Annotated in this window: 21 protein-coding genes and 1 pseudogene; 12 read left to right on the plus strand and 10 right to left on the minus strand. The window is 68.0% G+C overall.

From position 1 onward, the window contains the following. Positions 1-75 precede the first annotated feature (75 nt). Both C8K36_RS06405 and C8K36_RS06410 read left to right on the plus strand, forming a co-directional pair. Positions 76-1035, plus strand: a complete 960-nt coding sequence (locus C8K36_RS06405; protein ID WP_107983500.1) for a 1-phosphofructokinase family hexose kinase — start codon at positions 76-78, stop codon at positions 1033-1035. Positions 1036-1053: 18 nt separating this feature from the next. Next, positions 1054-3690 (plus strand): cation-translocating P-type ATPase, encoded by a 2637-nt coding sequence (locus tag C8K36_RS06410; RefSeq protein WP_107983501.1) that lies wholly within the window; start codon positions 1054-1056, stop codon positions 3688-3690. 15 nt (positions 3691-3705) lie between these two features. Here the strand turns inward: C8K36_RS06410 and C8K36_RS06415 are convergent, their stop codons facing one another. Next, a complete protein-coding gene (locus C8K36_RS06415) occupies positions 3706-4332 on the minus strand; it encodes a response regulator (RefSeq protein WP_107983808.1) in 627 nt (208 codons plus the stop codon). 137 nt (positions 4333-4469) lie between these two features. On the opposite strand from C8K36_RS06415, the gene C8K36_RS06420 reads away from it, so the two are divergent. From C8K36_RS06420 to C8K36_RS25090, 4 genes are all read left to right on the plus strand, one after another. Next, positions 4470-5375: a universal stress protein gene (locus tag C8K36_RS06420; protein WP_181319393.1), complete on the plus strand. Its 906-nt coding sequence runs from the start codon at positions 4470-4472 to the stop codon at positions 5373-5375. Further along, positions 5372-5536, plus strand: coding sequence for a hypothetical protein (locus C8K36_RS24690; RefSeq protein ID WP_181319395.1), 165 nt, complete (start codon positions 5372-5374; stop codon positions 5534-5536). The genes C8K36_RS06420 and C8K36_RS24690 overlap by 4 nt, the downstream gene beginning before the upstream one ends. Positions 5537-5609: 73 nt before the next feature. Continuing rightward, a complete protein-coding gene (ppsA, locus tag C8K36_RS06425; protein WP_107983503.1) occupies positions 5610-7931 on the plus strand; it encodes a phosphoenolpyruvate synthase in 2322 nt (773 codons plus the stop codon). Positions 7932-7977: 46 nt separating this feature from the next. Then, complete coding sequence (locus C8K36_RS25090) at positions 7978-8529, plus strand: hypothetical protein (RefSeq protein ID WP_420910860.1); 552 nt, start codon at positions 7978-7980, stop codon at positions 8527-8529. On the opposite strand, the pseudogene C8K36_RS25395 reads toward C8K36_RS25090, so the two are convergent. After that, positions 8509-8571: pseudogene (locus C8K36_RS25395) on the minus strand (hypothetical protein); the annotation flags it as partial. The gene C8K36_RS25090 and the pseudogene C8K36_RS25395 sit on opposite strands and share 21 nt — an antisense overlap. Before the next feature lie 71 nt (positions 8572-8642). Between C8K36_RS25395 and C8K36_RS24695 the strand changes: the two are divergent. Then, positions 8643-8798, plus strand: coding sequence for a hypothetical protein (locus C8K36_RS24695; protein ID WP_181319460.1), 156 nt, complete (start codon positions 8643-8645; stop codon positions 8796-8798). Between the two features lie 43 nt (positions 8799-8841). On the opposite strand, the gene C8K36_RS06435 is transcribed toward C8K36_RS24695, so the two are convergent. Continuing rightward, on the minus strand, positions 8842-9168 hold the full coding sequence (locus C8K36_RS06435; RefSeq protein ID WP_107983809.1) for a MerR family transcriptional regulator: 327 nt from the start codon (positions 9166-9168) through the stop codon (positions 8842-8844). Positions 9169-10191: 1023 nt separating this feature from the next. On the opposite strand from C8K36_RS06435, the gene C8K36_RS06445 reads away from it, so the two are divergent. Continuing rightward, on the plus strand, positions 10192-10416 hold the full coding sequence (locus C8K36_RS06445; RefSeq protein ID WP_258195163.1) for a hypothetical protein: 225 nt from the start codon (positions 10192-10194) through the stop codon (positions 10414-10416). On the opposite strand, the gene C8K36_RS25400 is transcribed toward C8K36_RS06445, so the two are convergent. Continuing rightward, on the minus strand, positions 10332-10997 hold the full coding sequence (locus tag C8K36_RS25400) for an SDR family NAD(P)-dependent oxidoreductase (protein ID WP_107983506.1): 666 nt from the start codon (positions 10995-10997) through the stop codon (positions 10332-10334). The genes C8K36_RS06445 and C8K36_RS25400 overlap by 85 nt on opposite strands. On the opposite strand from C8K36_RS25400, the gene C8K36_RS06455 reads away from it, so the two are divergent. Next, complete coding sequence (locus C8K36_RS06455) at positions 10988-11641, plus strand: XRE family transcriptional regulator (RefSeq protein ID WP_107983810.1); 654 nt, start codon at positions 10988-10990, stop codon at positions 11639-11641. The two genes, C8K36_RS25400 and C8K36_RS06455, sit on opposite strands and share 10 nt — an antisense overlap. Before the next feature lie 325 nt (positions 11642-11966). Beyond that, positions 11967-12329 (plus strand): helix-turn-helix domain-containing protein, encoded by a 363-nt coding sequence (locus C8K36_RS06460; protein WP_258195165.1) that lies wholly within the window; start codon positions 11967-11969, stop codon positions 12327-12329. A gap of 81 nt (positions 12330-12410) precedes the next feature. Here C8K36_RS06460 and C8K36_RS06465 read toward each other — a convergent pair whose 3' ends face one another. Both C8K36_RS06465 and C8K36_RS06470 read right to left on the minus strand, forming a co-directional pair. Continuing rightward, positions 12411-13010: a ClpP family protease gene (locus C8K36_RS06465; protein WP_107983508.1), complete on the minus strand. Its 600-nt coding sequence runs from the start codon at positions 13008-13010 to the stop codon at positions 12411-12413. Next, positions 13007-13630 carry a ClpP family protease gene (locus tag C8K36_RS06470; protein WP_107983509.1) on the minus strand — a complete coding sequence of 208 codons (624 nt, stop codon included), beginning with the start codon at positions 13628-13630 and terminating at the stop codon, positions 13007-13009. The genes C8K36_RS06465 and C8K36_RS06470 overlap by 4 nt, the downstream gene beginning before the upstream one ends. Positions 13631-14139: 509 nt before the next feature. Here C8K36_RS06470 and C8K36_RS06475 point away from each other — a divergent pair. Further along, on the plus strand, positions 14140-14877 hold the full coding sequence (locus C8K36_RS06475; RefSeq protein WP_258195167.1) for a class F sortase: 738 nt from the start codon (positions 14140-14142) through the stop codon (positions 14875-14877). Here C8K36_RS06475 and treZ read toward each other — a convergent pair. Both treZ and C8K36_RS06485 read right to left on the minus strand, forming a co-directional pair. Continuing rightward, entirely contained in the window at positions 14858-16618 is a 1761-nt protein-coding gene (gene treZ, locus C8K36_RS06480; protein WP_107983510.1) for a malto-oligosyltrehalose trehalohydrolase, read from the minus strand. The two genes, C8K36_RS06475 and treZ, sit on opposite strands and share 20 nt — an antisense overlap. A gap of 45 nt (positions 16619-16663) precedes the next feature. Further along, positions 16664-17476, minus strand: coding sequence for a mycofactocin-coupled SDR family oxidoreductase (locus C8K36_RS06485; protein ID WP_107983511.1), 813 nt, complete (start codon positions 17474-17476; stop codon positions 16664-16666). A gap of 114 nt (positions 17477-17590) precedes the next feature. Here C8K36_RS06485 and C8K36_RS06490 point away from each other — a divergent pair, with 114 nt between their 5' ends. Beyond that, positions 17591-18406 (plus strand): SAM-dependent methyltransferase, encoded by an 816-nt coding sequence (locus tag C8K36_RS06490; protein WP_146176464.1) that lies wholly within the window; start codon positions 17591-17593, stop codon positions 18404-18406. An 86-nt stretch (positions 18407-18492) separates the two neighbouring features. Here the strand turns inward: C8K36_RS06490 and C8K36_RS06495 are convergent, their stop codons facing one another. Then, positions 18493-19863, minus strand: coding sequence for a flavin monoamine oxidase family protein (locus tag C8K36_RS06495; RefSeq protein ID WP_107983513.1), 1371 nt, complete (start codon positions 19861-19863; stop codon positions 18493-18495). Positions 19864-20245: 382 nt separating this feature from the next. Further along, a complete protein-coding gene (gabT, locus tag C8K36_RS06500) occupies positions 20246-21592 on the minus strand; it encodes a 4-aminobutyrate--2-oxoglutarate transaminase (protein WP_107983514.1) in 1347 nt (448 codons plus the stop codon). Positions 21593-21726 lie beyond the last annotated feature (134 nt).

Here is a 21726-nt window from a genome sequence, read left to right on the forward strand (position 1 = left end):
GTGCCGCCCACGATCGGATGGGGGGAGCGGGCATTCATCCGTGTCACCGCCCGGGCCCGAGGGAGGCGTCCTGCGATGCCGGCGATCGTCACGCTCACCATGAATCCGGCGCTCGACATCTCGACGACTGCCGAATGCGTCGGCCCCACCGACAAGATTCGCTGTAGCGAGCCCCGCTACGACCCCGGCGGTGGGGGGATCAATGTCGCCCGGATCGTGCGTGTGCTCGGCGAGTCCGTCGTCGCGGTGTTTCCCGTCGGCTCCGCCACGGGTGGGGTGCTCGGCGGACTGCTCGACAAGGAGGGCGTGTGGACGCGCCGCATCCCGATCGACGGAGCCACTCGCGAGAGCTTCACCGTCGACGAGGACAGCTCTGGCGAGCAGTACCGCTTCGTGCTCCCCGGCCCCCGTCTGACCCGCGCCCAGCAGGAGCAGTGCCTGGTGATGCTCGAGGAGGTGGCTCGCGACGCCCGATTCATCGTCGCGAGTGGCTCGCTGCCGCCGGGTACGCCACCGGACTTCTACGATCGAGTCGCCGCGACGGCCCACGGCCTCGGTGTGCGGTGCCTGCTCGATACGTCGGGAGAGTCATTGCAGCGCAGCAGATTCGGAGTGTACCTCCTCAAGCCGAGTATCCGGGAGCTGCGGGAGCTGAGCGGAGACGACCTCGCCGACGAGGCGGACCGGCTCGCCGCCGCCCGCCGACTCGTCGACGGCGGGCGATGCGAAGTCGTGGTGTTGTCGTTGGGTGCCGGCGGCGCCTTGGTCGTCACGGCCCATTCGGCCGCCCGGTTCGCGGCCCTTCCCGTCGCGATCCGCAGTGGGGTCGGTGCGGGCGATGCGATGCTCGCCGGGATCACCGTCGGACTGGCGCGCAACCAGCCCCTGCACGATGCGGTGCGACTCGGCATCGCTGCGGGTGCCGCGATGCTCAGGATGCCTGGCACCCGTCCGTGCCGGCGCGAGGAGATCGAGATGCTGTTCCACCGCGCCCCGGCCGCCGTCTCGGTGGACGGGGCGCGGATCGAGTCGTAGGAGCGAGACGGAGTCACGATGGCGCGCGTCCCGGCAACCGACCTCACCACGGCGACGACCGGACTGTCCTCGTCCGCCGCGGCCGCACGCCTGCGCGCCGACGGCCCCAACGTCCTTCCGTCGGTGCGGCCGGTGCCGGCGTGGCGCACGCTGCTGGCCGAGTTGACACACTTCTTCGCGCTGATGTTGTGGGTGGCGGCCGCGCTTTCGGTTGTGGCAGGAATGCCACAACTGGCGATCGCGATCGTCGTCGTGATCGTGGTGAACGGGTTATTCGCGTTCGTGCAGGAGGAGCGGGCGGAGAAGGCGTCCGAACGGCTGCGGGACCTGCTGCCGTCGGCGGTGACCGTTCGCCGGGACTGCGCGCCGCGCGTCGTGGGGGCGGCCGACGTGGTGGCCGGGGACGTGCTGCTCCTGTCCAGTGGCGACCGGATACCCGCGGACGGTCGCGTGCTTCACAGCGACGATCTCGCCGTCGACGAATCGACGCTGACCGGCGAGAGTGAACCGGTCCACGCATCTACGGGTGACGGTGTCTGCGCCGGCACTTACGTGGTGTCCGGCCAAGGGGAAGCACTGTGCGTCGCGACGGCCGACGACACCCGGCTGGCGGGGATCTCGTCCCTGACTGCCGAAGTGCGACGGCCTCGGAGTCCGTTGGCAGTCGAGCTCCAGCGCGTGGTGCGGATCATCGCCGTTCTCGCGATCGTCGTGGGATGCGCGTTCTTTGCGCTGTCGCTGCTGGTCGGATCACCGGCGCACAACGGATTCCTGTTCGCGGTCGGCGTGACCGTCGCGTTGGTGCCCGAAGGGCTCCTCCCGACAGTGACCCTGTCGCTCGCAATGGGCGCGCAGCGAATGGTACGACGCCATGCCCTCGTACGGCACCTCGAGGCGGTCGAGACCCTGGGTTCGACGACCGTGATCTGTACCGACAAGACCGGAACTCTGACTCAGAATCGGATGACTGTGGTCCGGGCGTGGACGCCCGAAGGAGAGGTGTCCATCGTCGGCGAGGGGTACCAGCCGACCGGCCAGGTCACCGCGTCCGCCGCGGCGCGCCGGGCCGGAGCGCACATGGGACGGGCAGCGACCACCGCCTCTCAGGGCGGGATCGCCTACGCCGACGGCGACTGGTCCGTGGTCGGCGATCCAATGGAGGCGGCGATCGACGCGTTCGCGCGCCGCGTGTCCGACGGGTCCGATCCGGTCCGAATGCCCACCGAACGCCGTTATGCCTTCGATCCTCGGCGCCGCCGCGAGTCGGCAGTGTCCGGTAGCACCTTGATGCTCAAGGGCGCACCCGACTCCGTCCTGCCACTGTGTACGGGGCCGGGTCGCGCCACACTCGCGACCGCGCGCCGGACCGTCGACGATCTGGCCGGACAGGGCCTGCGCGTACTCGCGGTGGCAGAGCGGGAACTCCCCGGAACCACCGAGTCGGATGTGCCGATGCCCGTGGAATCGATCGAGCGGGATCTGACCTTGCTCGGACTGTTCGGGATCGAGGACCCGCCACGCCCGACCGTGACCGACGCGCTCGACGCGACTCGCCACGCCCACATCAAGGTTGTCATGTTGACCGGCGACCATCCCGCAACGGCACTGGCGGTGGCGCGGGAGGTCGGACTGATCGGAGGGGACCGCGAACCCGTCGTGGTCGAGGGTCACGATCTCCCCGCCGACGACGCTGCGCTCGGAGAATTGCTCGACCGCGACGGAGCCGTGGTCAGCCGAGTGTCGCCCGAGCAGAAACTCGCCGTCGCCCGAGCGCTTCAGGCACGTGGTCACGTGGTCGCGATGACCGGTGACGGCGTCAACGACGGTCCAGCGTTGCGCGAGGCGGACATCGGCGTAGCGATGGGACGGGGTGGCACCGACGTCGCGCGGGCGGCCGCGGATCTTGTGCTGCTCGACGATGATTTCTCCACGATCGTGACCGCCGTCGAGCAGGGTCGCGCCACCTACGCCAACATTCGTCGATTTCTCACCTATCACCTGACAGCGAACGTCGCCGAACTCACGCCCTTCGTCGTCTGGGCGTTATCGGGCGGACACATCCCGCTCGCGATTGGAGTCCTGCAGGTGCTCTGCTTCGACATCGTCACCGATCTGTTGCCGGCACTCGCTCTCGGCGGCGAACCACCGAGCCGCGGAGTGATGGAGCGTCGGCCCGAGCACCGTCACCTCATGGACCGCGCGGTGCTGACCCGCGTGTTCGGCGTGCTGGGTCCGGTCGAGTCGTCGTTCGAGATGATCGCCTTCCTGACGGTGCTCACGCTCGCAGGCTGGCACCTGGGGGCCGACGCGCCGAGTGGCACTGTGCTGGTCACTGCGTCTGGAGCGGCATTCACCGCGGTCGTCCTCGGCCAGATCGCGAATGCTTTCGCGTGCCGCAGTGCTACCCGCCCGGTGTGGCAAGTCGGATGGCTGACCAATCGCCTGCTGGTCTGGGCGGTGGCCGCCGAATTCGTCATCCTGATTGCGCTTCTCGTCATCGGCCCGGTCGCCGCCGTGCTCGGGCAGTCCCCGCCGTCGATCGCGGGGTGGGCCATCGCGATCGCCGGCATGCCCGCTCTCCTCGCGGCGGACTACTCGAACAAGCGGATCCGACGCACCGGTGCCGGTAGAGCACGGAGGCCGAGTCCGCCGTGACATCTCTGAGGACCGTCAGGGTCGTGAGTTCGGCGCTCCGGTCGTCACTCCGGACCGTGCTGCGACCACTGCCGCCTGCGCGCGGCGTTTCACACCGAGCTTGGCCAACAAATGGGAAACGTAGTTCTTCACGGTCTTCTCGGCCAGGAACATGCGGGCGGCGATCTCGCGATTCGTGAGACCTTCGCCGAGCAAGGCGAGAAGTCGCCGCTCCTGTGCGGTCAGATCGGCGGGGAAGGCACGCCGCCGAGCCGGTGCCGCGGGCGGCGGCAGGGTGCGACCCGCGCCGACCTCGCGCACCGCCTCGATCAACTTCATTCCACGAATGTCCTTGACCACGTAGCCCTTTGCTCCGGCCGCGGCAGCCTCCTGCATGGCGCGCTCGTCGGCGAAGGCGGTGACGACGAGGCAGCACAGACCGGGAATCCTGGTCCGTAGTTGGCGGCACACGTCGATTCCGTTGCCGTCCGGTAGACGCACGTCGAGCAGGACGACGTCGGGCCGGAGTGCCGGGATCCGGGCGAGAGCCTGGGACCGGTTCTCCGCCTGCCCGACTACCCGCATCTCGTTGTCCGTTTCGACCAGTTCGGCGAGGCCGCGGCGCACCACCTCGTGATCGTCCACGATGAACACCGTCAACATTCTCGGCACCTCCCGGGTGCATACGATCCGATCGTACGACGATCCGTCCTCCACCACGTCGTGGCGGGACTTCCGGCCCTACCCGACGGTGCTTCTCGCGGCGAACGATGGGAGGCAGTCGAGGTTCGGAGGTTGCCTTGGACGCGCGCGGAGCGAAGGACCCGGTCGTCGTCGGAATCGACGGATCCGTCACGTCCTTTGCCGCCGTCAGCTGGGCGGCTCGAGCCGCCCGCCTGCACGACTGCCCCCTCGAGATCGTTTCGGCGCTGGGTACCCCGACCCCGTACGGAGACGAGATCCGGCTCCCCGCGAGCTATTTCTCCGACCGCGATCGCGCCGCACGCGCCAATCTCCGGGAGGCGAACGCGGTCGCCCGCACCATCGAGACGGCTGCGGGCGGCCTCGACATCACCACCGAGATCCTCGAGGGGCCCGCTCGACCAGCCCTGATTGAGGCGTCGAGGTCGGCACGAATGGTCGTGGTCGGCAGCCGAGGATTGGGACGGATCACGGCCGCGCTCGCGGGCTCTGTCGCGGTGGCGCTCGCCGCTCACGCTCACAGCCCGGTCGTGGTGATCCGCGGCCACGCCGGGCAGACGTACGGCGCCGGACACCGGTGCGTGGTTGTCGGTGTCGACGGGACAGAGAACAGCACGCCGGCACTCGCGACGGCGTTCGGCGAAGCATCCCTGCGCGGTGCGGGACTGATCGCGATCCACACATGGTCGCCGTTCGACCTGTCCACCGCATTCGACGACCAACTCGATCTCCAGTGGGACGAGGTCGAGGTCGCAGAGCGGGCGGTGCTCGCGGAAAGCCTCGCGGGCTGGGAGGACCGTTATCCGGAGATCGCGGTGACCCGCATCGTTCTCCGCGGCAACGCTGCGGAGGAGTTGCGAAAGCGTGCAGCGGACGCTGAACTCCTGGTGGTCGGCTCGCACGGGCGCGGCGGGTTCGCGGGAATGCTCATCGGATCGACCAGCACCGTGCTCCTGCACACCGCGGACTGCCCCCTGATGATGGTCCGGTCGTCCGGGGAGTGACCGAGCGGACAGCCGTGGATGCCCGCGACGACGAGGCCCATCTCCTCGCGGGATCGTCGGTCCCGGTGACGGACGCGATCACCTGCGCCTACGCCCAGCGCCGGCAACGCGTGGTCTGCGCAGAGGCCCTGTACGACCACGACGAATCAACCGACGGATGACATTGGACCCTGGGACGAGCCCGGCAGGAGGTGTTTGCTGGAGGGGACCCTCGAATCACACCGAGGAGCGGTGATGACAGCTCAGTCGGCCCCGGCGGGGCAACGGTGGACCGCATCGATCGACCACCTCGGGCCCACCGACGCCCCGTCGGTCGGCGGAAAGGCCGCCAACCTCGGAGAACTCGCCCGCGCCGGATTCCCGGTGCCGCCGGCGTTCGCGATCGCCGAGAACGCCTACATCGCGGCGATGGACGCGGCCGGCATCCGTGCCGAACTCGCCGACCGCGGCGCTGCGTGCCGGACGGCGGAAGATGCAGACCTCGACAGCGAATCGCAAAGCCTGCAGGACCTCGTGCGCAGGGTGAACCTGCCTGACGACATGCGAGCCGAGATCTGCCGCGCCTACCGGGGTCTCGGTCCGGACGTTTCGGTTGCGGTGCGGTCGTCGGCACCCGCCGAGGATGCCGCTGACACGTCGTTCGCGGGCATTCACGAGAGCTACACCGACGTCGTCGGTGACGACGCACTGATCGACGCGGTCCTCGCGTGCTGGTCGTCGTTATGGACGCCACGCGCGCTGACCTATCGGATCCTGCGTGGCTACGGCGACGAACCGTCGATCGCGGTCGTTGTGCAGCGCATGGTCCGGTCCGAGTGTTCCGGTGTCGCGTTCACGGCGGATCCCCGCACCGGGGCCCGGGACCGCATCGTCATCGAGGCCGCCCTGGGGTTGGGGGAGGTGATCGTCGGTGGGCAGGTCGAGCCTGACACGTACGTCGTGTCGAAGGGCAATTTCTCGCTCGTCGACAAGAACATCGGGGCGCAGGCGTTCGCGATCCGTCCCGGTCGTGACGGTGACCGGCGGGTCGACCTGCCCCGGGAGGATGCCACCCGGCAGGTCCTCGGACCGGGTCTCGTCCGCGAGATCGCGAAACTTGCTGCGGCAGTGGAGGAACACTACGGCGCCCCGCAGGATCTCGAGTTCGCAGTCGAGGACGGTGACGTGTGGCTCGTCCAGACCCGACCGATCACCACCCTCGGTGACACCGACACCGAGACCGACACCGATGGCGGCACCGGGTCCGGCGCCGCCACGACACCGCTGGTCCACGGGCTCGGTGCCGGTCCCGGGACTGCCACCGGCACCGCGCGGGTACTGACCGCGCTCGGGGACTCCGCCCGACTCGGAGACGGCGACATCCTGGTTGCCCCGATGACGCGACCCGACTGGCTGCCCGTGTTGCGGCGCGCCGCGGCGATCGTCACCGACGGTGGGGGAGTGACGTGTCATGCCGCGATCGTCGGCCGCGAACTCGGCCGGCCCGTCATCGTCGGCACCCACGACGCCACCAGCGTCATCACCGACGGTTCGGTGATCACGGTCGACGGCGACCGGGGGACGGTCTTCGCCGGGGCCGTGGCCCCGGCACGAGCCTCCCGCCCCGAGCCCGCCACGCTGCCGCCGAGCGCGGCGACGACCGAGCCGACCGCGACCGCGCTGTATGTCAACCTCGCGACCCCGGAGGCGGCCGACGCCGTCGCGGCCACTGACGTCGACGGTGTGGGTCTGCTCCGCGCCGAGTTCATGATCACCGGCGCGCTCGGTGGCAGACACCCTGCCGCGATGATCGCCGCCGGACGCCGGCGGGAGTACATCGACGACATGACGGCCGGCGTCGAACACATCGCCGCGGTCTTCGCTCCCCGTCCAGTCGTCTACCGCGCGGTCGACCTGCGTTCGAACGAGTTCGCGGAGCTCGAGGGTGGAGACGTGGAACCGGATGAGGACAACCCGATGATCGGCTACCGGGGTTGCTTCCGGTACGTGCGCGAACCCGAACTGTTCGGCCTCGACCTCGACGTCCTGCATCGTGTGCGGAGTCGCCTTCATAACGTGCACTTGATGATTCCGTTCGTCCGTACGCGCTGGGAGCTTGCGGAGTGCCTTGCCCAGCTCGACGCCCATCCGCTCGGCGCCGACCGTCGGATGCATCGCTGGATCATGGCCGAGGTCCCGTCCGTCATGTACTGGATGCCGGAGTACGCCCGGCTCGGCATCGACGGCGTGTCGATCGGTAGTAATGACCTGACCCAGCTGATGCTCGGAGTCGACCGGGACTCCGAGGTGTGCAAGGACCTGTTCGACACGATGGACCCGGCCGTCCTCGACGCAATCGATCGCATCATCGACCGTGCGCGTGCGTCGGGCCTGACGACGTCGCTGTGCGGGCAGGCCGTGTCCACCGATGCCCGATTGGCCGAGCACTTGGTCCGGAGTGGCATCACGTCGGTCTCGGTGACTCCCGATTCCGCCGCGCGCACACGTCGGGTCGTTGCCGCCGCAGAACGCCGCATCCTCCTGGACCAGGCGCGCGAGACTGCAGCAGGGACGTGATCAGATGCACGTCGTCGACGCCGGGCAGATCAGCGTCTCGGACGCCATGGCCACCCCCGTCCTGGCGGTGCGCGCCGCGACGGATTTGCGCCACGTCGCGGCGGCGTTGTCGGGCGCCGGCACCTGCGCCGTGCCTGTCGTGGACGGTTTCATCCCGATCGGGACCGTCACATGGCTCGAACTCGTCCGGGCGCTGACCGCGGATGAGCCACCCGCGTGCTGCCCCGGCGACGGCCACGGAATCAGCTCCCTTCATTCGCCGCCGATCGCAGGCGGCAGAGGAGGGGCGTTGGGCACAGGCGTCGTGCGCGGAGGACGATGGCCTCCCAGCAGTCGGAGCCCGACACAAACTGCGGGTCTCCTGAACGTCGTGGGGGATCGGCTTGCAAGGCCAGCGCTTCCACGTCACGGTCAGAGCGCTGTCCGCGATGCGATCGCGTTGTTCAACGTGCTGCCGCTGCTGATTGCGAAAGCGGTTGAGGAGGGCGGTGCCTTCTTCCGTGAGGTGCAGCACGGTGCGGCGGCCGTCCCGCTGCGAGGCCGCGCGGATCAGATAGCCGTGGGAGATGCAGTCGCTCACCATACGGCTGGCGACTGACGGGTCCACCAGGAGGTGGTCGGCAAGCCCGCCGACCGTCATCTCCGTGTTTGCCTCGGCTGCCTCGGCTGCCTCGTCTGCCTCGTCGACGATGTTGAGGGACCAGGTTGCGCTTGAGGTCCTTGGGTCCCACCGGGGCCTGCATCGCCGAAGGCCTGCGGGCCGACTTGCTGCTCGTTGACGGCGACCCCACCACCACGATCAGCGACACCCTCAATTTGCGTGACGTGTGGCGCCGAGGCACCCGCACCACGCTGTCGGCCCACTAGAAGGTCGCTCCCAGCGAAAGATCGCTGCCCGCCGTGTTTCGGACTATCGGAAAAACTCCAGCTGTGCAGCCGAATTCGCGAGGAGCGTGTTTTCTTCGGCCAGGCGCACCTGGGTGTCTTCGAGTTCGAGGATGCGGGCGATGCCGACGAGGTTCACTCCCAGTTCGACGAGCTCGCCGATCCGCTCGAGGCGCTGCAGGTCGTTCGGGCTGTAGCGCCGGGTTCCGCCCATCGTGCGGGTGGGCGAGATCAGGCCCCGCCGCTCGTAGAGTCGCAGCGTCTGCGGGCCCACCCCGGACAGTTCCGAGGTCACCGAGATTCCGTACACGCCGCGACTCTCACGTGCCCCCGCCGCAGCATCTCGCGCCACCGTGTCCTCCGCATCGATCGTGGTTGGAACTTCGATCACCCGCCACGATAGATCGTCCGCGCGGAGATTACCCGGCAGCAGCCGCACGCCGAACCGGTTCCCGGCCCGAACCCTGTGCGGCAAAGAACCTTTCGGGGGTGGGCCCAGTGCTGCTTCTCGGTCGTGCGGGCAACGGTGGTCAGTTCCGCTCACGCGGACTTGATCGCGGCGGGGATGGCTCGGGAGGGGGCGCTCGCTCTGCTCGACCGTCGACCGGGGGGGGGCGTCGAGGTGTTCGAGCTGCCGTTCTCGCTCGTCTTCCACGCGCTGTCGGTCCACATACACGCGGTGCCAGAGCGCTGCGTCGCGGGTGAGGGGAACAGGTTCCGCTCTGTCAGTGCGCGGTTCGCCGGCGTGAACCGGCGGCGAGATGCGTGCAACGCACCCTCCCGCCGGCCCAGAAACGCGTCGCGGGCTACTTTCGGTGACGTGACCTGCAGATCCGCACTAGTGACCACCATCACAGAAAGTCTGTAGTGGCGACTGTAGACAATCGTGTTTGGCCGTTGTAATCTTCCTTTCGTAAACGAGAGACGGGTCCAAAAAGCGTGGTAGAGGACGAACTGCCCGCATGAAGGCACGACTGGTTAGTAGTGGGGCGGGACGCGTCGAGAAGGTGTGTTGATGTGTTTCGGAAGGACTCGATGCGTTCCGCCGTCTACCGGGTGGTCGGATCGGCCCGGTAGGGAAAACGCAGGGAAAAGGTAGTTGCAGGACATGCGGTGCTGTCGGCCGCAGACGGGGCGGTAGCGAGATCGCCGCTCCGGAACATCGGAAAACACTCGACTGGGAGGTGGTGCACGGTCAGCTTCGACACGATCGCGTTCCGTCCGCCGAGGCGGGGAACAGGTAAGTGAATCCCCTAGGGCCCCGGCGCCGTAAAGGCGCCGGGGCCGCCCCGTCCGTTTCGACGAGAGGCGTCACGCACATTCCGACGAAGTCGAAATCCTTCGCAGCCTCGACACCGCAAAACTGGTCACCCCGATGAGATCCGAGGGTGGCCACCGGCGGTACTTCCGATACCAGCTACGCATCGCGCCACGCGCCCGCGAGCTGATCGACCAGGGCACCGCGCTCGATGCCGCCTGCCGCATCATCATCCTCGAAGACCAACTCACCGAGGCTCAACGCATCAACACCGAACTCCGGCAGGCCCAGCAGCACCCACCAACCGGCCAGGCCCCAGAACCCGAAATCTCCACCGAATAGCGGTGGTCCGGGAACGCAATGGAATTTGGTCGCGGCGCTGTGCCAATGCGGGCGCGCGCCCTTGGGGCGCCCCCCAGGGCCTCAGCTAATGGCTTTGGGGAGGCCGTGCCTGCAGCTTTGATCGCTTCCAAAGGGCCGACGAACGCCTGGATGGTGTTCATTGTGCCTTTGATGTTGAGATCGATTTGAGCGTCCCAGTTGGCGACGGCGAGGTCGCTGATTCCGGAGATGAGCTGCACGCCTGCGTTGGCGAAGAGCAGGTCAACTGTGCCGAGCTCGTTGGCGATCCGATTCGCGGTCGCAAGGACGGCGTCGCGGTCGGTGATGTCGGTCGGTAGTGCATGCGCGGTACCGCCGTTGGCGCGGATACGGTCTTCGAGTGCGTCGATGCGGTAACCGAGTCGGGCGATGAGAGCGACTGAATCGCCGAGTTCGGCGAAGCGCTGCGCGGCGGCAGCACCGATCCCGCTGGAGGCTCCGGTGACGACGGCGACTCTGTCGGCGAGTGGGCTTCGGTCTTCCCGTTGTCGGGCATCGACGCGTTCCCGGCCTTCGGCGCGACCATGTGGCGATGGGCGCAGACATCAGCGTGGACTACTACCGGTGTATGGAGCAGGGGGCGGGAGCGCCACCCTCCGAACAGATCCTCGCGGAACTGGCGCGCACCTTGCGACTCACACGCGATGAGCAACGACATCTTCACACCCTTGCTGGCGTCGCGTGGAAACTTGATGGCGACGCAGTGAAAAAGCCTGTGCCACAAGAGCGTTGCCTGCTTCTCAACACCTGGCGGGAGGCGGGAGCGGTTGTTCTCGGCCCTGTCCTCGATGTCATCGCGCTCAATGCGCGTGCCGAGGACTTGTTCAGCGGATTCGCGGACAGAAGGAATCTGCTGGAGATCGTGCTCCTCGACCCGCACGGGCGCTCGTTCTTCGTTGATTGGGAATCATCGGCACGGTCCACTGTCGCCAATTTGCGGGCTAGCGCTGATTTCGGGGCTGAGCCGGCGCGGCTTCGTGAACTCGTCGAGGAGTTGCGGCGGGACAGTCCGGAATTTTCAGTGTTCTGGGCCATGCACGATGTTCAGCCGAAAACGTACGAAATAGAGGAACTCCTCCATCACGGACGTGGCGTTCTGAAAATTGATTTCCATGCTTTCGGTGTGGCGAGTGCTCCCGGGCACCAGCTCCGCGTTTACCGGAAACGATTGCAGAACGGATCGTGACAGCGTGGGGCGCATCTGGTTTCGCCGCGGTTGTCGATCACGCCGCAAGCCCTGCATGAATGGAAGGCTTTCGCCATGGAGGACATCCCGTTCGGGCCGGCACAGGAGCCGCCTTTCGTGGCGGCCATTGTGCTGTTTCGGTTGGGCCGGCGCAGGTAGCCTATGGATCATGGTCGCCGTGATCACCCAGGGGAGTTTCCGCCACAAGGACCGAGCTCCAGTCGGGAAAAGCGTCCCTGCGCGGGCCGAGGGGACGGGCGCGCGCTCGTCGGCCCCGCCCGCGGCGTCCGAGCCGGCTGTTCGCAATGACGTACGCCGGAACTCGTTGACTGCATGTGGTCTCGAGGAGCCGAACAAGCCGGTGTCGGACACCGTCGGCGAGCCGCAGCGGCTGTGGAGAGAGGTCGTCGGTGAGCAGATCCGGCAGATCCGCACTGACCGTGCCGAGCGCTTGACGGACGTTGCCGCGCGGGCCGGGGTGTCGCCACAGTATTTGTCGGAGATCGAGCGTGGAGTGAAGGACCCGTCGTCTGAAGTGCTCGCCGCGGTCGCCGGCGCTCTGGGGACGAGCGTCGAGGGTTTAGCGCGGCGGGCATACCGGCTCGCCCCGGTTCTGCAGTTGCGCGCTGCGCCGAGTTTCGCCGGAGGACGCGGGGCGGCGGCTGGGCCGGTGCTCCTGGCAGCCTGAGCACATCTGCGCGTACGGCCGTTTCTTCAGTACACGCTGTTCGGCGGGCCCATCGCCCTCGCGATAGGCCCGCGGTCGTCGTCAGAGAGCGGAGCGGTTGCCGATGACGGTGTCGACGATGCCGTAGTCGATCGCTGCGTCGGGCGTGAGGACCAGCTGCCGTTCGATGTCGCGGCGCACCTGCTCGGCGCCGCGGCCGGTGCGGGCGGCGAGGATCTGCTCCTGCAGTCTGCGCACGCGTTCGATCTCCTCGGCCTCGATCACGAGGTCCGGGATGGGCGCGCGGCCGCCCTCGGTTATGGGCGGGTGCAGCACGACCCGCCCGTGTTGCAGTATCGCGCGCCGGCCCGGGGTGCCGCCGGCCAACAGCAGCGCCACGCTACCCACCGCCTCGCCCACACAGGTGGTCTCGATCGGGGCGCGCACGAACTGCATCGCGTCGTACAGGGCCAGGACCGACGGGATCGCTCCTCCGGGCGAGTTGATGTACAGCGCGATCGGCCGGTCCGGGCTGTCGTTCTCGAGGTGGAGCAACTGCGCGATGATCGCGTTCGCGACGCCCTGGTCTACGGCGGTGCCCAGGTAGACGATCCGGTCAGCGAGCAGGCGGCTGTAGATGTCGATGGTGCGGTCGCCGGCCGAGGTCGACAGCGTGACGTAAGGGATCGTGTAGGTGCTCACCGGGCCACCCCCAGACCGAACGTGCGCGGGAGCCGCCGTGGGATCACGTCGTCGAGCGAGGTCGCGATCCGATCGATGAAGCCGTAGTCGCGGGCCCCTTCCGCGGTGAACCAGCGGTCCCGTACCGAGTCTTCTGTGATTTCGTCGAGGGGTCGTCCGGTGTCCTCGGCGATGCAGGCGAGGACGGTGTCGCGGGTGTGGCGGATGTCGGCGGCCTGAATCGCAACATCCGGGGCCGACCCGCCTACGCCTCCGGATCCTTGGTGCAAGAGCACTTTCGCGTGTGGGAGTGCTACCCGCTTACCGCGGGTCCCGGCCGACAGCAGGAACTGGCCGGCGCTGTAGGCCATGCCGAGGTTCACTGTGGTGATGTCGTTGGGCACAGCGCGCATGCAATCGCGGATCGCGAGCATGCCGGGCACCGAGCCGCCGGGCGAGTTGATCACCAGAGCGATATCGGACTCCGGGTCCTCGGCGGCCAATACGAGCAGGGCGGTACAGATCCGGTTGGTGTTGGCCTGTTCGAGTGCATCCCCGAGCAGGATCATGCGCTGTGCGAACAGCCGCTGGTTCAGATCGCGGTCCAGCACCGCGGTGGGATCGAACGTGTTCTCGGACATGCCACTACCCTCCGACGCAACGGTCCCGGCAGGCAATGCCGCGCTGCTGTGAGCAGATCCGCCCACAGCGAAACCGCTTCTCCCGTGCACACCGCTTGCCGCGAATTTCGAACATCGGACAGGTGCGAGTGGAATCCGGGGAACGTCATCCGAGCGGCTAAGAGGCACAACGCTTTCGGCGATGCCCTTGCGCGCCCACGTCCAGACTGTGACTTCCACTCGACCGGCATCTCACTGGAGAAACCCGGCAGGACGTGGTGTACGTGGGGGCCTGCGCCCGAGCAGCCCGACGGCGCGGGGTGCAGCGCCGCGGGCTGGTCAGGGTCAGCACTCCCGCAGGTGCTGTTGCAGTGACCGTGATCTTGCTCAGTTTCCACCCCCCCTGGACCGCTGGGCGCACCGCCCTCGCCGCGGGAGCCGGTGAACGTGATGTCACAGAACACCTGTGACGATCAGTCATGTGTGGCAGGGTGGCCCGGCGGGATTTCGGCGAACGGAGGACGACCGACATGGGTAGGCACGAGGCTCTGCGACGGACGGGGCGGGGCGGGACGATCCTGCTGGTCGTCGCTGCGCTGATCCTGCTCGCGGGGGGTGGCGTTCTCGTCGCCCGTGGGTTGCAACCCGAGCCGGCGGCCGCTGCGCCGGTGCCGCGCTCGACGTTCGATCTGTCACCGGACGGTGTCGCCGACCCGGTCGACGGGGCACTGCCGGGGGTCGGTGCGGGTGGGCAGGCGCGCAAGCCCGGTCCGGCGGCGGCGGATCCGGCGGACCGGCCGCAGGTGCCGTTCGGACCGTTGCCGGACAACAGCATCGTGATCCCGGCAATCGGGGTGGAGACGACTCTCGATCCGCTGGGGTTGGCCCCCGACGAGAGCCTGTTGTTGCCGCGTGACGTGGGACAGGTGACGTATTGGACGGGTTCGGCACCGATCGATGCCGCGGACGGTGGGATCCTGGTGGCCGGTCACGTGGACAACGCGAACCAGGGTGAGGGCGCGTTGTATTGGATGCACACGTTGTATCCGGGGGACGCGGTGTACGTGACGAAGGACGGCGTCGTGACCCGGTGGAAGGTCACGAAAATGGAGCGGTTCGTCAAGCAGGCTTTGCCGGAGTGGGCGTTCCAGGGGTCGGGTGGGCCGCGTGAACTGCACATCGTCACGTGTGGCGGGGAGATCGTGAAGGACTCCCAGGGGCGGGGGACCTATCTCGAGAACGTGGTGGTCACCGCCGTCCCGTTCTGATCCGGGCGATCGGATCGGCGTCCAGGACTGCGAACGAGTGGCCGGGCAGTTCCACTGCGGACGCGGTCTCGTCGACGGTGGGCTCGTCCCACCACAGCAGCGGAATCCCGCCGACCGGCACCGTCACCGCTTCGGTTCCGAGGTTGCACACCACGCGCAGCGTTCCGCGGATCATCGCGATCCATTGCGCGTCCTCGTCGTACTCGATGCCGAGATGCTCGAGCCACGGATCGCTGATCTCGGATCGGCTACGCCGCAGCGCGATCAGGGCGCGGTAGGAATCCAGCAAGCGGGCGTGCGGCGGAACGGCCGGCTCCTCCCAGTCGAGCTTGGATCGCTGGAAGGTGGACTCCTCCTGCGGATCCGGCACGATGCCTGAGTCCCAGCCGTGTTCGGCGAATTCGCGGCGCCGCCCCTCCGCCGTCGCCTTCCCGAGCGCCTTCTCGGGGTGAGACGTGAAGTACTGGAACGGCGTCCGAGCACCCCACTCCTCGCCCATGAACAGCATCGGGGTGTAGGGGGAGCACAGGACCAGGGCCGCTTTGACGGCCAGTTGGCCGTCAGTCAGGTACGTTCCGGGACGGTCGCCCGTGGCGCGGTTGCCGATCTGGTCGTGAGTGCAGGTGTATGCGAGCAGTGCGTCGGCGGGGATACGGCGAACATCGATGGGGCGACCGTGGATTCGACCGCGGAACGTCGAGTACGTGCCGTTGTGGAAGTAGCCCTGGGTGAGCGTGCGGGAGAGGGCCTGCAGCGAACCGAAGTCGCCGTAGTAACCCTGCCGTTCACCCGATACTGCCGCGTGGATCGCGTGATGGATGTCGTCGTCCCACTGTGCGTCCAGACCGAGGCCGCCGGCGGCCCTCGCCGTGATGACGCGCGGATCGTTGAGATCGCTCTCGGCGATCAGGGTGAGTGGACGGCGTAGGTGCGTCGACAGTCGATGGACCTCGATCGAGAGTTCCTCGAGGAGATGGGTCGCGGAGTTGTCGACGAGGGCGTGGACGGCGTCGAGGCGAAGCGCGTCGACGTGGAAGTCACGGAACCAGCGCAATGCGTTGTCGACGATGTAGCGCCGAACCTCGGCGGATTCGGGACCCGACAGATTGACGTTCGCGCCCCACGAGTTGGCGCCGTCCGCGAGATAGGGGCCGAACCGGTCGAGGTAGTTGCCGGACGGGCCGAGATGGTTGTAGACGACGTCGAGGGCAACCGCGAGACCGCGTCGATGACACGCATCGACGAACCGCTGCAGTCCGTCCGGACCGCCGTACGCCTCGTGGACGGCGTACCAGAGCACGCCGTCGTAGCCCCAGTTGTGGATCCCGTTGAAAGCGGCGACCGGCATCAGTTCGACGAATCCGACACCGAGGTCGACGAGGTGGTCGAGGCGCTCGATCGCAGCATCGAACGTGCCCTCGGGGGTGAAGGTACCCACGTGCAGTTCGTATACGACGCTGCCGGCCAGTTGCCGTCCCGTCCACGCGGCGTCCGTCCAGCGGGCGGTGTCGAGGTGGTGTAGTTGGGACGGCAGGTGAACGCCTTCGGGCTGGCGTGGCGACCGGGGATCGGGCAGCACCACCGGTGAGTCGTCGAGCACGAATCCGTACCGTGCACTCGGTTCGACCGCGATTTCGGCGCGCCACCACCCGTCGGCCGCCCGCGTCATCTCGTGCTCGACCCCGTCCACGTGGACGCGAACCGAGTGGGGAACCGGGGCCCAGACCTCGAAGGTGTGCACGAAATCAGCATGCCCCGATCCCGTGCACACCGCACCCGACCGAGGTCAGCGAATGAGCGTGCCCAGGTCGACCGGCAACTGGATGCCCGTCACGTGCCGGGCCTCGTCCGACGCGAGCCACGCGACGGCGTTGGCGATGTCCTCGGGCTGGCTGATCTGGTCCGGCAGGCTGCCCATGAAGATCGGCGCCAGCGTGGTGGCGTACTCCTGGACCAGCGCATGCATGTCGTTGACCTGCATACCCGTCTCGACGCCGTTGGGATGCACGGTGTTGACCCGGATGTTGTGCGCACCGAGTTCCACGGCCAGGGTCTTCGCGAGGCCGGTGACGCCGTGCTTGCTGGCCACGTAGTGGCCGAGGAACGGCAGCCCGCGCAGACCTGCGACGGAACTGGTGATGACGATCGAGCCGCCCTCGCCCTGCTCGATCAGGTGCGGGATCGCGGCCTTGACGGTGTAGAAGACGCCGGTGAGGTTGACGTCGAGCGTCTCCTGCCACTGTTCCGGCGTGATCTCCCACGACATGGCGCCCGAACAGATGCCGGCATTCGCGATGACCACGTCGAGGCGGCCGAGTGCGGTGATGCCGTCGGACAGGGCCGCGGAGATCGCGGCGAAGTCGCGCACGTCGGCCTTGGTGGCGACGATCTTGCGGCCCAGACCCTCGACGAGCGCGACGGTCTCGGCGAGATCCGCCTCGGTGGCGCCGTCGTACGCGGTGGACTCGAAGTCGGTGCAGGCATCGACGGCGATGATGTCGGCGCCCTCGGCTGCCAGCCGCACCGCCTCCGCGCGGCCCTGGCCACGTGCTGCTCCGGTGATGAATGCGACCTTGCCGACGAATCGGTTCGCGCTCATGGGTACTGCCTCCAGTCCTCGACGATCATGTGATCTGGACCATAGGGAGTGCCGACGGCTCGGGAGGGTGCGGTCTCGGTGACCGGGAGGACAATCGAGGTCGGAGGTGCTGCGATGAATCAACCTCGGGGAGTCGGTGCCACCGCGGTGTTCGTCGCCGCGGCGCGTGCGCTCGAGACTGCGCGGGACGATCGACTGTTCGACGACACTTGGGCAGGCGAGTTCGTGCGTCGTTCGGGATGGAGTCCGCCCACCGAACAGATGGACGACGGTATGCGTGAGGTCCTGACTGCCTGGGTGGCGGCGCGGACGAAGTTCCTCGACGACTTCGTCCTCGGTGCCGTCGGTGCCGGGCTCGACACGCGTGCGTTTCGGCTTCCGTGGACCCGTCCGGTCACGGTCTACGAACTCGACACCCCGGACATGGTCGGGTTCAAGAGCGAAGTGCTCGGCGATGCCGCACCGGAGGCAGCGACTCGCGTCGTCGTACCGATCGGTCTTCGTGACGACTGGCCGGCCGCGCTGCGCGGCAGAGGGTTCCGGCCCGAGGTCCCGACCGCGTGGATTCTCGAAGGTCTGCTGATGTATCTGCCCGACGACGCTGTCGACGGGCTGATGACGCGCGTCGGAGAGTTGTCGGCGCCGGGTAGCGCTGTCGGCGCGACGATCACCAATGTCGATCCCGCGGCTGTGATGAACGACAGCCCGCTGTTCCAGAACAGCCCGATCAGCAGGGAGGAATGGCTGGCGATGCTGCGTTCCACCGGTCCTGAGGATCCGGTGACGTGGTTCGACTCATACGGATGGCGGGCCATCGCGGTGTCGGTCGACGACCTCGCCGAGCGGTACGGACGCGCGCTCCCCGAGTCGTCCGAGGCCTGGCGGGTGCGGCCTGGCCGCCGGTGGCTGGTGTCGGCCGCGAGAAAGTGATGGATACCCCGGCGAGCGGTCAGGCCCCGCCCGATGCGGGCAGGGCCTGTCCGAGGGTTCGGTAGTTCCGTCTGCTATCCCGTCTGCTATCCCGTCGACTGCACCGATGCCGCGAGGATCGCGCGGGCGGTGTCGCGTCCCATCCGGATGGCGCCGTCGACGTGCTGGTATCCGGCTCCCGCGAGGTCCGAGCACGAGAAGTGGATCGGCCCGACGGGGGTCCGCTGGTGGCGTCCGTAGCGGTGCAGCCCGCCGAGATCGTAGCTGGCGGCGTAGGCGCCGCGGGTCCATTCCTCTGCGCCCCAGTCGGATTCGTAATACACGACTGGCTCGGCTGCCTGCGGGCCGAGGAAGCGGGCAACGGATTCGAGGATCCGGCGCTTGCGCTCGTCGGCAGTCAGCTCGAACATCGCGTCGGCCTTCTCGTCCGAGACGAACGCCACCAGCGTGCCGCGGCTGTCGCCGTGGTTCGTGTTGTCGTAGACCTCCTGAACCAGTTCGGCGCCGCTGAAGCAGGTGCCGGACAGGCCGTCCGCCCGCCAGAACGGGGTCTCGTAGACCGCGTGGACCTTGATGACCAGACCGAGCGACTGATGCTGGTGCATCTGGTGCTGGCGGCGCGGTAGCGGCGGATCGAAGGAGATCCGGGTGTAGAGGTTCGGCGGGACCGCGAGAACGACGCGGCTGGCCCGCACCTCGAGGTCGCCGTCCGCGAGAACGGTGACGCCGTCCTCGTCCCAGCGGACGGTCCGGACGGGTGCGCCGAGGAAGACGTCGTCGCCGAGACGATCCGCCAGACGGATCGACACCTGCTGCATGCCGCCGACCACCCGCCGGTCGAGGATGAAGTCCTCGTCGACGAGGTTGCTGAACGAGCCGGCCGAGGCCGCCATCAGAACAGCCTGCAGTGTCGAGAACGCGTGCGCGGGCTTGGTCAGCATGCCGCCCGCGACGAACAGGCCGATGTTGTCGCGGGCCTCACGATCGTCGCTGAGGTCCTCGAGCCAGCGGCTGAAGGAGACGGTGTCCAGTTCGCGGGCGCGCGGGTGCGCCCAGGGCTCGTCGGCGCCGATCTCGGCGGCGAGGTCGTCGAGGATCGCGATGAGCCGGTCCATCTCGGAGGGCGTGTGGTCGGAGACAGGGAAGCTGTCGCCGGAGTACACGGTCCGGTCGCTGCCGGTGGCGATGTACACCGAGTCGCCCTCGCGATACCGCCCGTACGTGTCCATGCCCAGTTCCTCGAGGGTCTCGTACAGCGCAGTCTGGTCGGGCGAGACCCACTGCCCGCCGATCTCGAGAACAGCGCCGTCGATGGTGTCGGTCCAGGTCCGTCCGCCGACGCGGTCGCGTGCCTCGAGGACTGCCACGGACAGTCCGGCCTTCGTCAGCTCGGTGGCAGCGGTCAGTCCGGACGGGCCGGCACCGACGACAACGACGTCACGTGTGATTGAGGGCAAGGGATCTCCTTCGTCGGGGTGATGGCTTCGGATCTCGAAGGTGCTGATGTCAATTCTGTGGCCTCGAGCACACCCGCGGGGGTGCCTATGCGTCGAATCTGCACTCCTGGAATGCGCCACTATGGCGTGATCGGCAAGGCGTGATCAGCCGACCTACTGCGGCGGCGTCACTGCCAGGCACGGCGGCGCTGGATCCGAACCGCCTCTTCGCTGAACCAGCGGAGGAACTCGCCGCGTAGGCCACCTCGGATCGGCTCTCCGCGAGCGTCTTTCCCATTTCCTCGGTCATCAACAGCGCGGGATCCTCGGTGCGCTCGATCTGGCGAGGAGGCGGTCAGTACTGCGCATGGGCGATCCTGTTCGAGATGGTGCGGGTGGAAGGTCAGGCGGAGGTGGCGGCGCGGATGGCAGCCTCGAGCACGGTCAGCGCGTCGTCGAGCAGTTCGTCGCCGATGACCAGCGGCGGCAGCAGGCGGATCACATTGCCGTAGGTGCCGCAGGTCAGGACGATCACGCCCTGCTCGAGCGCGCGCGCCGCGATCGACTTGGTGACGCCTGCGTCGGGTTCGGCGGTGCCGGGCACGACCAGTTCGATCGCGATCATCGCGCCGCGTCCGCGGACGTCGCCGATCGCCGGGACCTCCTCGGCGAGGGCGCGCAGGCGGGCGGTCGCGGTTTCGCCGATCCGCCGGGCGCGGGCGGGCAGATCGAATTCCCGCATCGTCTCGAGTGCGGCGAGGGCGGCGACGCACGCGATCGGGTTGCCTCCGTAGGTGCCACCGAGGCCACCGGTGTGCACCCGGTCGAGCAGGTCGGCGCGACCGGTGATCGCGGACAGCGGCAGGCCACCGGCGATGCCCTTGGCCATCGTGATGATGTCGGGGACGATCTGCTCGTCCTCGCACGCGAACCACGAACCCGTACGCGCGAAGCCGGTCTGTACCTCGTCGGCGATGAACACCACGCCGTTCTCGCGCGCCCACGCCACCAGCGTCGGCAGGAATCCCTGTGCGGGAACGATGAATCCACCCTCACCCTGGATCGGCTCCAGGATGATCGCGGCCACCGACGCGGCGCCGATCTGCTTCTCGATCTGGGTGATCGCGCGCCGGGCAGCCTGCTCGCCGGTGAGACCGGCCTCGTCCCGGAACGGGTACGACATCGGCATCCGGTAGACCTCGGGCGCGAACGGGCCGAAGTTCGTCTTGTACGGCATCGCCTTCGCGGTCAGCGCCATCGTCAGATTCGTACGGCCGTGATACGCGTGGTCGAACGCGACGACGGCGTCGCGACCGGTGGCCAATCGGGCCACCTTCACTGCGTTCTCCACGGCCTCGGCGCCGGAGTTGAACAGCACGGTGCGCTTCTCGTGATCGCCGGGCGTGAGTGCGGCGAGTTCCTCGGCGACCTGTACGTAGCTCTCGTAGGGCGTGACCATGAAGCACGTGTGGGTGAAGCGGCCAACCTGCTCACGCACCGCGGCCGCGACCCGTGGATCCGACGCGCCGACGCTGGTGACCGCGATGCCGGCGCCCAGGTCGACGAGCGAGTTGCCGTCCACATCGACGATCACGCCACCGTCGGCGTCGGCCGCGTACACCGGGACGCTGGAGCCGACACCGGCCGCGACCGCGGCGCGGCGGCGCGCGCCCAACGCGATCGACTCGGGGCCGGGCAGGCCGGTGACCAGTACGCGCTTCTGGGGCAGGCGGTACGAGACGGTGCTCATGGCGGCAGTTCCTTCGAAAGAAGTTGTGGAGCAGAGATTTCGCGGCACAGATCAGTCGTGCGAGCTCATGACGTGCTCGATCCGGGTGTAGTCCTCGACGCCGTACGCGGACAGGTCGTTGCCGTAGCCGGAGT

Origin of the sequence: Rhodococcus sp. OK519, from assembly GCF_003051005.1 — a bacterium.
Taxonomy (GTDB): Bacteria; Actinomycetota; Actinomycetes; order Mycobacteriales; family Mycobacteriaceae; genus Prescottella.

Bases quoted from the DNA above. Each gene is read 5' to 3' on its own strand.
- C8K36_RS06405 (WP_107983500.1), top strand. From the start codon at position 76: ATGCCGGCGATCGTCACGCTCACCATGAATCCGGCGCTCGACATCTCG.
- C8K36_RS06410 (WP_107983501.1), top strand. From the start codon at position 1,054: ATGGCGCGCGTCCCGGCAACCGACCTCACCACGGCGACGACCGGACTG.
- C8K36_RS06415 (WP_107983808.1), bottom strand. From the start codon at position 4,332: ATGTTGACGGTGTTCATCGTGGACGATCACGAGGTGGTGCGCCGCGGC.
- ppsA (WP_107983503.1), top strand. From the start codon at position 5,610: ATGACAGCTCAGTCGGCCCCGGCGGGGCAACGGTGGACCGCATCGATC.
- C8K36_RS25090 (WP_420910860.1), top strand. From the start codon at position 7,978: ATGGCCACCCCCGTCCTGGCGGTGCGCGCCGCGACGGATTTGCGCCAC.
- C8K36_RS06445 (WP_258195163.1), top strand. From the start codon at position 10,192: ATGAGATCCGAGGGTGGCCACCGGCGGTACTTCCGATACCAGCTACGC.
- C8K36_RS06455 (WP_107983810.1), top strand. From the start codon at position 10,988: ATGGGCGCAGACATCAGCGTGGACTACTACCGGTGTATGGAGCAGGGG.
- C8K36_RS06470 (WP_107983509.1), bottom strand. From the start codon at position 13,630: ATGTCCGAGAACACGTTCGATCCCACCGCGGTGCTGGACCGCGATCTG.
- C8K36_RS06475 (WP_258195167.1), top strand. From the start codon at position 14,140: ATGGGTAGGCACGAGGCTCTGCGACGGACGGGGCGGGGCGGGACGATC.
- C8K36_RS06485 (WP_107983511.1), bottom strand. From the start codon at position 17,476: ATGAGCGCGAACCGATTCGTCGGCAAGGTCGCATTCATCACCGGAGCA.
- C8K36_RS06490 (WP_146176464.1), top strand. From the start codon at position 17,591: ATGAATCAACCTCGGGGAGTCGGTGCCACCGCGGTGTTCGTCGCCGCG.
- gabT (WP_107983514.1), bottom strand. From the start codon at position 21,592: ATGAGCACCGTCTCGTACCGCCTGCCCCAGAAGCGCGTACTGGTCACC.